The organism is Microvirga sp. jy35 (assembly GCF_056148915.1).
The window spans coordinates 1-10,503 of the sequence record NZ_JBWBEW010000074.1 but is presented as its reverse complement, the minus strand read 5'-3'; the positions used below and the strand labels follow the sequence as shown (position 1 = coordinate 10,503).

Annotated in this window: 12 protein-coding genes and 2 pseudogenes; 7 read left to right on the top strand and 7 right to left on the bottom strand. The window is 60.6% G+C overall.

What is annotated here, in order from left to right; genetic code table 11:
- Nucleotides 1–266: 266 nt before the first annotated feature.
- From AC0QTX_RS26455 to AC0QTX_RS26435, 5 genes and pseudogenes are all read left to right on the top strand, one after another.
- Nucleotides 267–515, top strand: a pseudogene (locus AC0QTX_RS26455) (integrase); the annotation flags it as partial.
- Nucleotides 516–555: 40 nt separating this feature from the next.
- Nucleotides 556–927, top strand: a complete 372-nt coding sequence (locus AC0QTX_RS26450) for a tyrosine-type recombinase/integrase (protein ID WP_474606774.1) — start codon at nucleotides 556–558, stop codon at nucleotides 925–927.
- A gap of 52 nt (nucleotides 928–979) precedes the next feature.
- Nucleotides 980–1,327 carry a hypothetical protein gene (locus AC0QTX_RS26445; RefSeq protein ID WP_474606773.1) on the top strand — a complete coding sequence of 116 codons (348 nt, stop codon included), beginning with the start codon at nucleotides 980–982 and terminating at the stop codon, nucleotides 1,325–1,327.
- A gap of 49 nt (nucleotides 1,328–1,376) precedes the next feature.
- A complete protein-coding gene (locus AC0QTX_RS26440) occupies nucleotides 1,377–1,601 on the top strand; it encodes a hypothetical protein (RefSeq protein ID WP_474606772.1) in 225 nt (74 codons plus the stop codon).
- A 651-nt stretch (nucleotides 1,602–2,252) separates the two neighbouring features.
- Nucleotides 2,253–2,564 (top strand): hypothetical protein, encoded by a 312-nt coding sequence (locus tag AC0QTX_RS26435; RefSeq protein WP_474606771.1) that lies wholly within the window; start codon nucleotides 2,253–2,255, stop codon nucleotides 2,562–2,564.
- A 637-nt stretch (nucleotides 2,565–3,201) separates the two neighbouring features.
- Here AC0QTX_RS26435 and AC0QTX_RS26430 read toward each other — a convergent pair.
- Nucleotides 3,202–3,558 (bottom strand): 4a-hydroxytetrahydrobiopterin dehydratase, encoded by a 357-nt coding sequence (locus tag AC0QTX_RS26430; RefSeq protein WP_474606770.1) that lies wholly within the window; start codon nucleotides 3,556–3,558, stop codon nucleotides 3,202–3,204.
- Nucleotides 3,555–4,394, bottom strand: a complete 840-nt coding sequence (locus AC0QTX_RS26425) for a hypothetical protein (protein ID WP_474606769.1) — start codon at nucleotides 4,392–4,394, stop codon at nucleotides 3,555–3,557. The genes AC0QTX_RS26430 and AC0QTX_RS26425 overlap by 4 nt, the downstream gene beginning before the upstream one ends.
- Before the next feature lie 438 nt (nucleotides 4,395–4,832).
- Between AC0QTX_RS26425 and AC0QTX_RS26420 the strand changes: the two are divergent.
- A pseudogene (locus AC0QTX_RS26420) lies at nucleotides 4,833–5,571 on the top strand (IS110 family transposase); the annotation flags it as partial.
- Between the two features lie 176 nt (nucleotides 5,572–5,747).
- On the opposite strand, the gene AC0QTX_RS26415 reads toward AC0QTX_RS26420, so the two are convergent.
- The 4 genes from AC0QTX_RS26415 to AC0QTX_RS26400 all read right to left on the bottom strand — a co-directional run bounded on the left by AC0QTX_RS26415 (nucleotide 5,748) and on the right by AC0QTX_RS26400 (nucleotide 9,245).
- Nucleotides 5,748–6,917: a calcium:cation antiporter gene (locus AC0QTX_RS26415; protein ID WP_474606768.1), complete on the bottom strand. Its 1,170-nt coding sequence runs from the start codon at nucleotides 6,915–6,917 to the stop codon at nucleotides 5,748–5,750.
- Between the two features lie 287 nt (nucleotides 6,918–7,204).
- Nucleotides 7,205–7,945 (bottom strand): HAD family acid phosphatase, encoded by a 741-nt coding sequence (locus AC0QTX_RS26410; RefSeq protein ID WP_474606767.1) that lies wholly within the window; start codon nucleotides 7,943–7,945, stop codon nucleotides 7,205–7,207.
- Nucleotides 7,946–7,971: 26 nt separating this feature from the next.
- Nucleotides 7,972–8,208, bottom strand: coding sequence for a hypothetical protein (locus AC0QTX_RS26405; RefSeq protein WP_474606766.1), 237 nt, complete (start codon nucleotides 8,206–8,208; stop codon nucleotides 7,972–7,974).
- A 644-nt stretch (nucleotides 8,209–8,852) separates the two neighbouring features.
- On the bottom strand, nucleotides 8,853–9,245 hold the full coding sequence (locus AC0QTX_RS26400; protein ID WP_474606765.1) for a hypothetical protein: 393 nt from the start codon (nucleotides 9,243–9,245) through the stop codon (nucleotides 8,853–8,855).
- A 233-nt stretch (nucleotides 9,246–9,478) separates the two neighbouring features.
- On the opposite strand from AC0QTX_RS26400, the gene AC0QTX_RS26395 reads away from it, so the two are divergent.
- Entirely contained in the window at nucleotides 9,479–9,727 is a 249-nt protein-coding gene (locus tag AC0QTX_RS26395; RefSeq protein ID WP_474606764.1) for a hypothetical protein, read from the top strand.
- A gap of 478 nt (nucleotides 9,728–10,205) precedes the next feature.
- Here AC0QTX_RS26395 and AC0QTX_RS26390 read toward each other — a convergent pair.
- A partial coding sequence (locus AC0QTX_RS26390) for a DDE-type integrase/transposase/recombinase (protein ID WP_474606763.1) occupies nucleotides 10,206–10,503 on the bottom strand: 298 nt, incomplete at its 5' end.

The following is a 10,503-nucleotide window of genomic DNA, read 5'->3' as shown; positions in this document are numbered from 1 at the left end:
GGCCATCCTTGGCCGAGCAGTTCGAGTTGCTTGCCGCCTGAGCGTGCTACCGGACGATTGTCCCTTTCGCGTCTCCTTTTCGGGTTTGCGACACAACCCTCGAATCTGGCAGCGGTGGCTGTCCTGCTCGCCCACTGGCGCACGGGCGAGCGCGACCAGATCTAGGGAACTAGAGCCGACAGACCATCACGGTCACGCGTGGCTTGCACAAGTTCCTGATCGCCGAGGAACTTGGCTCGCGCGATCCCACAGCCAATCTGTCGACTATGCGCCGGCCCCGCAAGCTGCCCTTCGTCCTGTCGCTTGCCGAGACGGAAGCGCTCCTGGAGACGATTCACAAGCTTGCGGCCGATCCCTCGGTGGGGCTGTACCGGCAGACTGGCTATGCTCGAAGGGCAGCCCTGTTCGAGACGCTCTATGCCTCAGGCATGCGCATCAGCGAGGCGCTGTCGCTGCCCTCCTATGCCGCTCGTCCTGGTACTCGCATGCTGCTGGTCCGTGGCAAGGGCGACAAGCAGCGCCTCGTGCCCCTGCACGAACGGGCGATTGGAGCCATTGTGCAGTGGCAGCAACTGGCCCGCGCCTATTCCGGTGGAGCGCCCCTCCCCTTGGCTGTTCCACTCGGTGCGCAACGGTACCAAGACGCTGACGCGCCAGGCAGCCCTGCTGGAGATCAAGGAAGCTGCCGTGGCGGCAGGGCTCTCCAGCCCCGAGCGGGTGTCTCCGCACGTGTTACGGCATGCCTTTGCTACCCACATGCACTCCGGCGGCACCAATCTGCGCGTGCTGCAGGAGCTGCTGGGGCATGCCGGCATCGAGACCACCCAGATCTACACGCACCTGGATACCTCCAGCCTCCACCAGATGGTCCGCGACCTCCACCCGCTCAATAACGGGCAGGAAACCGTTGTGTCAGTACAGTCCTGATGTCAGCGTGTGGTAGAATACCTGTCAGGGAAGCTGATCCGGGAGGTGCGCAATGATCCGAGCCTCGTGCCATACCGCCGACAATGCACTCGCTCTCGAGTTCGACGCGACACCATGGTTCCGCGAGGCCGACCCGCAGAGCATCCTGCATCTTGCCGGGCAGGGCTGGTCCAGCGTCTGGGTCGCCGATGCTCTTGAAGCGCGGCCCGGCTACGAGGGCCTTCATCGGCTCATCGACTATGCGGCCACCCGGCTGAGGGACGAGTCGCTCGAGGACCCCACTTGGGCCGCGGTCGAGTGTGTTGTCAGCCAGCCTGATGCCACCCAGTGGCTTGGGGAGAACAGGCCGGAGATCGCGTTGATGCTTCAGCGCCGACAACCCCAACCTGTTGACCGCTGACAAGGGCGGCAGGCTGCCTCACTCTCAACCCCAGCAGGGAGATCCATCGATGCATCTCTTCGGAGCCTTGGAGCTCGAAATCCAGCCCGGAACACCGGACAACCCGGCAGGCGTGAAGATTGCCCTCATCCGCTACGCCCGGGGCGAGGATGGACGCTTGTTTATCACGCCAGAGTGCACGTCCTTCGAGGAGATCGAAGGGCAGATCAATTCGCTTCAGGACGAACTGGACGAGATCCGCGAGCGCGCTCAGCGCGCATTCCAGGTTACCTGAAATCAACAACTTGGGACCTTGTACCCCCTTGGAGCGGCGGAGTTACCCCTTCGGGCGAGAGCCTGGATCAGGTGAGCAACGTACACTCAGCGAAAGACCTCATAGAGGAGGCTACCAGATGAGGGTCGTGCTTTCTGCTTGCACCAACAAGGCGTTCTCGTGCGGCCCCATGCCATTGGCTCACCTGAAACTCAGGCCGTTGATGGCGGTGAATGATAACAAAGCTGTGTTCAGTCCCCCGAAACGCTGCCTCCCCGTCCACGGCAAACGGGCAGCCGATCGGCGAGCCGACTTCATCCTAGCCGTGCTTGCCGTTGTTGCTGGCATCATCGCGCTGCCTCTGCTCCAAAGTCCTCCGGTTTCCATCATAACGGTCAGTGAGGAGACACCAAAGGTTCTCCGCGGAAGTCCGATCGCTCTACCCCTCCTACAGCCGCAGGAGAATGGTTGAGCAGGCTGTTCTGTCAATGAAGCCCATGAAGAAGCCCCGTCAGGATTGGGCTGAACGGGGCTCAAGTCTATACAGGCTTGGTGCAAGGAGAGCACAGGGGCTGTGGAACGCCTCCGCCATAGGATAACTCTCAGGCGTCGGGAATACTGCGATATAATGCCAGAACACGGTGGCAGTGGTACCTGATCCAGGAGGGGCGCATGGGCGAGTGGAAAACAGTCTACGAGGATGAGGTCGAGGGGCGTTGGGTTACGCTTAAAGCGTACGAGAGTGAAGCCGAGGAGGCCGAGGATGACAGCCCAGTTGTGCGCGTCACGGTAGCGCCTATTGACGACGAGGCCGGTGAGCCGGAACAGATGGGTGACGAGCCAAAGCCTGTTGCCGAAGCAGATGCAGAGGACAACTCCATCACCCTGGATCCTGACGCGGTTGAGGATCTCGAAGAGGAATTGATCGAAATCGGCTTCAGTCCGGAGGCGGTCAGGTGGATCGTCAGCAAGGTTCCGGAGTGAACCGCTCGGCAATCGTGAACGAGGCGTAAACGCTCGCGTTGCCGCGACCATGCGCTGGCTGATCCGTTGGGTTTCGGATCAGCCCTCACCTCCAAAGCAGTCGAGGCGCGAATGGACCGCCTCGATCTGCTTTGGAGGTGAGGGCATCCAGTTCAGTAACTGTCTCGTAACCACAACACCAATCGCAACTGATCGAAACCGGCAGGCACGGCGTTGGCCCTGTGCCTGAACGAGAGAGAACTGCCACATGACCATTCTCGACCCGATCACTGGAAAGCTCGTCACCATCAACACGTCAAGCAGACCCGGCCACTGAGGCTCTTGAGCGCTTGGAGGATGGCTATGAAACGATCCTCAGCACGCCCGGCCACACGCTGGGTCAATGACGAGTTGATCCGCAAGCTCGATCAACAGCCCGACACCGCTGCCAGGGCCGTCTTGTCGAGCGATGGCAATTCCAGTGCCAGCAGAGAGAAATCCAGCTTTCGCAAGAACTCATAGTATGAGCGGAGCTCACACCGGTTCTTCGCAGCAATGCACTGATCGATAGGTCTCACGTAATGATCGTCTGGACAGTCCGTTCGCGCTTCGGGTTCTGAGTATCTGAGGTCGATTTCACTCAGGATCTTGATTGGACCTAAGGGCCGAGCGGGATGTTTTCGGCCATGTCATCCAGCTTCGCGGCTATGATGAAGTCGTTCTCGTGCAGGCCTTTGATCTTCTTGGTCTGAAGGGACACCGTCGCATAGCCCCAGCCGAAACTGATATCCGGGTGATGCCCCTCGGCTTCCGCGAGTTCGGCCACTTTGTGCACGAAGGCGAAGGCCTGCGCGAAGTTCTTGAACGTATAGGTCCGTTCAATCCGGCGCGCGTCATCGCGGATGGCCCACTCCGGCACCTGTCTGTGAAGGACCGAAACCTCCTCCGCAGTCAGCGACGGGATCCCGCCGCGGCACGGGGTGCAGGTCTTTTCAACGAGAGCGGTGATCGTCATGAACTTCTCCCCTCTGTCGCGTCCGCCACCTGAACATCGATCAGCACATTGACGGCGCCAACGAGGTTGTCATTGGCATCATGCAAGGGGGTGGGGAACGGCCGGAAATGAACCCGGGTGCCATCCGGCCGCTCTGCAACCGCTGTCACGCCTCGGACCCTCCTGTCCTCACGGATTGCTACTGCCATCGGGCAGCGGTCATGCGGCAGCGGTGCGCCATTGAGCGTGTAAATGCGCCACGAGCCGCACCAGCGGTCCCGCCCGAGCACCGGACGCCGTCCCCACAAGGCTACGGCAGCCTCGTTGTAGAAGGTGATGCGTCCCGTTGCGTCCGTCGTGTACACCGCAAAAGGGAGAGTTGCGAGCATGTCGGCATGCCGCACCTCCGCCAATCTCTGGTCTGCTGTGGGGCGGCTGAGATACTCAATCACTTGCTCGGGGCTGCTGTGTCTGGCCAGAAGGTGCAGCAATATCTTCCTGACATGCTGGCGGATGCTCTCACCGGCTTCGGGTTCAGGCAGCAGCGGATCGGCCCACGCCACCAGATTTCGTTCCTTAGTCCTCGCTTTGCCGTGTGCCGCAGTGACCTGAAACAGGTAAAAGCCGTTAAACCGCACGCCAGCCGATGCTGCTTTGTCGTGGAAGCCTGATGGCCGGGGATCCTGAGGCTGAAGACAGCCCGCATACATCCATTGCTCACGGTCGACAAACCGTGGGATCGGGCGGTCCTCCGGTACCGCACAGAGGATCTCGGGCCGCTGCTTGTTCCTGAACAGATTGTAGGTGCTATTGCTCGTTCCGGATGTGCTTGGAGCCAAGTGCTGAACGGACTGCATGAAGTCCTCTCCCGTGGCTGGCGTTCTTCGTTCTTGATTTGCAACACCTTATCTAAACTTTACCGCTCCTGTGTGGCATTTTTGCGCCCATCAGGAGGACCACAGTAAGAGAGCAAGCCACTACGCCACGTGGAAGGCCCGGCGGGCTCTTGCGCGGATCTCCTCGACCGTGTTTCCCAGTGACATGATCTGGTCTTCACCTCTATGTGGCGGAGCAAACCCAGGCGGTGTGCGGCACATGACCAAGGCGAGGCATGACGAGTTCGTTAGGTCGGCCTGGGGATTTTGTCTTCGAACGGTGACACGCCTCACAGCCCGCCCTGAAACCCTGCTCCCGCTCAAGTGGGGATTCTTTCTGGCTGCTCTCGCCGTCAGAAGGGGCGGTGTTTCCGATCTGGGGTCGTCGCCCTTGGACGAGGCGGTGCGATAAGAGACCGGATGACCCAAGCCAAACCAGTGATCCAAACCACGGCGAACTACGCCGGACTGGACGTCTCCCTCAAGGAGACCTCAATCTGTATCGTAGACGAGACGGATTCGATCTGCCGCGAGATGAAGGCACCCGGCCATCCTGAGGATCTTGCCCGTGTGCTCCAGGATCCGGCCTAGCGGCTGGCCCGGATCGGCCTTGAGGCCGGCCCCCTGTCGCAGTGGCTGTTCAGCGGATTGGCCGAGGCCGGCCTGCCGGTGGTCTGCATCGAGACCCGGCATACCAAGGCGTTCTTCAAGGCGCAGGTGAACAAGAGTGACCGCAATGACGCCCGCGGCATCGCCCAGATGATGCGGGTCAACCTGTTCCGGCCGGTTCACGTCAAGACCGTCACAAACAGCAGCGTCGGGCTCTGCTGACCGCCCGCAAGCTGCCGCAGGAGAAGGCAATTGCAGTCGACAACGACATCCGCGACCTGCTGCGCAACTCCGGCCTCAAGGTCGGCGTGATCGGACCCGTCGGATTTGACACGCGAATCCGGGAACTCGTGGACGGCAGGTCGGAACTGGCGGACATCGCGGCCTCCCGGCTCGCCGCCAGGCAGAATCTGCGGGAGGAGGTGTCACGCCTCCATCGGAAGGTACTTGCGATCGTCAAGGATGATAGCACCTGCTGACGGTTCCAGGCGTCGGGCCTGTCGTTGCCCTGACTTTCACCAGCACCATCAATGTGCCCGCCCGCTTCAGGTTCGTAATCGCACTCACAAGCAACGACGGTGTGATGCGCTTCCGGCGACTCAAGACCATCCAATCCGAGTTGTAGCCGCAGGCGCACCCATCGAGCCGGAGTTCCCCACGCGCCCCAAAGTCCGCAATGTCCGTACTAACTCTCGAGAGCGGACCTCGCCGTGCCGAGTTCATTGCTCACGGCGTAATGATCAGCCTGATGAATACCAGGAAGAGAACGAGATGGACGGCCCCTTTCAGCATGTCGGTGCGCGCACCTGAGAAGGTCAAAGTACTGACTAGAAGCGTCAGCATCAGAAGGAAGGCATGTTCCGGCTCGAGGCCGAGGATTATTTCAGCATTGAGAACGAGCCCGATCAGCAGCACGGTCGGAACCGTGAGACCGATGGTGGAGAGGGCTGAGCCCAACATGATGTTTACCGATCGCTGAAGATGATTGTTCCAGGCAGCCTTGAAGGCTGTGATTCCCTCTGGCGCGAGGATCAGGCTGGCGATGAGAACGCCGGCTAGTCCAGATGGGGCCCCGAGCTCCCGGATCCCGAACTCCACAATCCCGGCAAGGTGGTGGGAGAGGAGCGCAATCGGCAGGAGGGTCAGCAGCAGCATCACAGCATTCAAGAGCAGGTTGATGCGCGCCGACCTGTGCAAGGCGGAGCCAGCCGATCGAGCGTCTAGCCCCAATGAACTGACCTCCTCAAAGAAGGAGCGATGGCGATGGGTCTGGATGGCTAGGAAGATGCCATACAGGGCAAGCGTCAGGAAACCGAAGAATGCAGCCTGCCCTGGAGACAGTGTCGGGTTGGCCGTGGATATCGTGTAGTTCGGGAGCAGCAGGGCGAGCGCAGCGAGCGGCATGAGCACAACCATGAAGGCACGGGCGCCTTCGAGATTGTATTCCTGCTGATGATGTCTGAGCCCCCCGGCCAGGAGGGATGCGCCGAGAAGCCCATTCAGGACAAGCATTAGCACCGCGTACATGGTATCCCGCGCCAAGGTGGGGTTGGCGTCGCCGACTAGCATGACTGACGCGATCAGCGCGACCTCGATAAGGATCGCCGACAGCGTCAGGATGAGTGTCCCGAGCGGCTCTCCAAGCCTGAGCGAGATCCGCTCCGCGTGGTGCATCACGCCGATGGCGCCCCACATAATGACAAAGAACAGCCAGACAAATATGATGGTCGCGCTCGCGATAGTTGTCACCTCGAGCCAGGCATGCCCCACTGTCGAGAGGACCAGAAGTGACACCGCTCCTACGATCATTGGCGCATAATTGACGGCCCAGGAGCTCTCCGGATCGCCATACTGGCGAGGGGGAAGGTGGACCTCCGGTGTGGTTACTTGCTCCATTCTGGCTGCCTCCGGCCGCGACTGGTCGGCCCGAGAGGCCATACCGCGGTTTATGCATTTGGACACTGTGGGCCCGATGGATCTGCCCGCACTCTGTGGCGAGGATAGTCCCGGCGCTGGTCAACAGCGCAGGTTATTCCGAGAGCATCGGTTGTGGGCTGACACGGGTGCTGAACCTGATGCACGCGAGAACAGACAGACCTCTGTTGCGTACCAGACGTAGGGACCGGTTCGGCGCTCAGGCCAGCTGGGATCTTGTTGGCCGCTCGGTCGGTCGACAGGGTATGCTATGGAATGCGGTAGAACGGATTGGGCAGAAGGAACGTCTGCTCGGCATGCCCGCCAGTGAGATCCGAGGGTTGGTCCCCCATGTTGGCAATGATATTGTAACCGTCGCGTTCGATTGCCGCGCGAACAGGGGCCTTGAACGCTTCCGCCGATGCGTAGTGCGTTCCTTCGGGCACCATGTGAAGAGCGGCGTATCCATCATAACCCACGTTGCGCAGGTTCTGCTCGGTCGCCAGCCGCTGGGACTCCGGTCTGCCCGTGATGAAGAAGATCGCGACGTTCAGCGAACGTGCCTGCTGGAACACACGCAGGGTCGGCTCGATGACCGGCGCCTTGCCCAAAAGATCCCATGCTGCCCAACCGCAGGGGCCTTCCGGCAACGCGTCGCACGGGCCGCCGATAATGCGGCCGAAATCGTCGGCTTTGATTACCTCCCAGTTCGTCAGTGCCGTGTCGTCGATGTCGAGGACAAGAGCGGGCTGGCTGACCTGTGGTGCTCGTTGCGCGATCCATGCGCCGGCCTCGGACGCGACCACAGCGAGGTCCCGCCCGTATTCACCGGAATCATGATAGGACGTGGCGGCTGTTTTGGCGTCGCCTACGTTCGGTGGCTGCCGCAGGCCTGGTGCGGATGGGCTGGGGATGGGCTGGGCCGATTGCGCCAGCGGTTGCGCCGACGGGAGCGCCAGCGCGACAAAGGCCGCGACCATCCCTAACCGCAATCGATCGAGCACGATCATCACCTGCTCCATTCCCTCTGAAGGTCTCACGGGCCGGCCATCGATGCAAGCTGGTTGCGCTGCCGTGGCCCTCTGCGCGTGGCGGCAAGCCTAACGCCCGGCGGATCGACGGCACTTCCAGGCGCCTCCGCATGTCCCATCAGGGCCGCGTACCCACCGTGGCGCAGGGCGGCCCCTGCGGCTGCCTCGTCAGCAGGGGGCGGGCCAAGCATGCCGAGCGATCTGAGGAGGGCAGGACCGGAGCGCCGGGATAGGCGCCGCATCCGGGGGCACCACCTTTGTCGGAGCGTCGAGCCTTTGTTTGATTCCTCCTGCTGCATCAGCTCCTGCAGGAGCTGACCGGCTCGTTAGTCTTATTCCTAAGATGAGAAATCCTCATTGAGCTGGCCCAGCCACTCACGGTCAAATAAGTCAACAATGGCCCGGTATGTGGCCGCGCTGGGCTGGTCAAGTCCTTGCCCAGAATGGCTACTCAAAACCCCGAAAGCCGTTCATCGACTGTCTGCGGCGATGAGACCGGCAGTCCAAGAGAGATCAGATCGTGAGCGAGGGAGCCCCCTTTCGGCAGGTAGGCATTGGCTGAATGCAGTTGCTCGCTTGTGGTGGGAAGACGGATCATGATGATCCGGGTTACCGATGTGCTCGAGTCCGGTCCGATGAGCGTGGCCCCGCACATGAGCCCGCCGAACACTCTGACCGGGGTCGTTGGCGGAAACAGGCAAAACAGGAACTGAGCATCGCCTGTAGGCTCCTTTAGGGTCATGTAAATCGCACGAGGGCTCAAGCTCATCGTTCCGCTCACTTGGAGTTGGCCTGTTGGCAGAGCCTCCGAATAGGCGACCTGCGGAGTTGCGGTATCAGCAATCGTCAATCCGCCGCGGATCATGTGACCGCGAAAGTATGGCAATCAGGAATTCGATTCGCAGACATAGGTTCCCGCCAAACCAGAGCGAGGCTCAGTCGCAATGCTGGAGCGCGGAGAATGCCGGCGCGGCATCCCCTGGCGTGAGAGTGCCTCCCGGTCGACGTCGTATTGTCTAGCAACCACGTCCAAGAAGGCATCGACCCCGCAGTTAGCAACCCACTCGGCACTTTGATCAATGCCCAGGACCAGAACCCAATCCTGGTAGAGACGAGCATCCCGTGGGCTGGAGCGACCCTGCAGCCATTTATGGGCTCGTTCAATATCGAATGTCGTGGCAGCGTTGACCCGCCTGAAGGCAGCTGCCAGATCTTTGCGTGCGCTCAACTCGAGCGCGGCAGTTGTCACCCGCAGTTTCCGGTCGATGTCACGCGCCATCCGATCACCTCTTGCAAGCAGCCGATCGTCAGCATCCTGGAGGGTTCGTCTGGTCTATGGCTATGGAAATTCCAGGCAATTCCACTGAAATCCATCTCCTTCCATCCGCAACCGATTGAAGGATTAGCGGAATCTCACGACCCTTACGTGGCGCTCTCTGCTCTGCCTAACCCTGCCCAGTCACTTCTCAAGGATGAAGTCAGCCCCGACAGACCAGTCCTGCAGGAGGTTTTATGCCCCATTTTTATGACACCTGCGCCGGACCCATTGAGGGTCTCTATCTGCCTCCCATCGCCTGGGAGGTGCTGAGAAGAGAGAAAATCCAGACCCACGACCAGCTTAGGGCAAATGCGGACTGGCTTGAGCAGTTTGATGGTATTTCCCCAAGAATGGCGCAGGTGGTCCGACTGGCGCTTGCCCATTCCACCCCATTTGAAGAGCAGACATCGAGCATGAAGCAGTATGGCTCGTGGGTCGCGTAATTCTGATGAGGTTATGTATGGAACGCCACTCGCCAAGCCGTAGAAAGCCACATAAGTTTAGCCGGGAAAAAGTTTAAATTGCGCAATGGAGGTGGAGCGCATGCGGAAGTTTGTTGATTTATCCCTTCAGCGGCTTGGCATTCAAATACCTAGCCAGGTTCCCAAGCCATTCTGATCAGCACTCTTGGTTCTCTGCTGGCTCAAAGAGGATGTTCCATGGCCGCCAGCCCCGAACTCCAAGCTAACCACAACGAATCGGTGCGCCTCTCGCGGGCGTACTGACGCCTCCCTATCGGGTTGGTTCTCTTGAGCTCACTACTCCTGACCAGCGTGGCCTCAGCCGGTTCGATGATCTGGAGCCTTGGGCGATATAGAGCCCGAAGCTGCCTCGAACACGTTGATCAGCGGTTCCATTCGGCGGTGTTGTCACATTAATCAGCAACAGGCGCATTGAGGCCGCCTTGGCCGCCAGACAGGCTCAAGCAGCAATGTTGGCCGCAGACTTCCATTCCGCCATGGCGTTGAGGCGGTGAAGGTGGGTAGCGCGGGCAGAGCAGCGGGAGCGGGGTGGAACGAAAAGGTTGCGGACGGCAGAGAACACGTTGACGAACCTCTGCAGCCCTCCGGCAGATCGAAAGCCCTGCCTCGCCCGTTCTCGCCGGCGGAACGGCAGATGCGAATTCTCCGCCCGGTTGTTGAGCCCTTTGTGCGAGCGGTGCTCGACTTGTGGTATGACCTGACCTCGGGCGGCCGCGTAGGAGCCGAGCTTGTCGGTG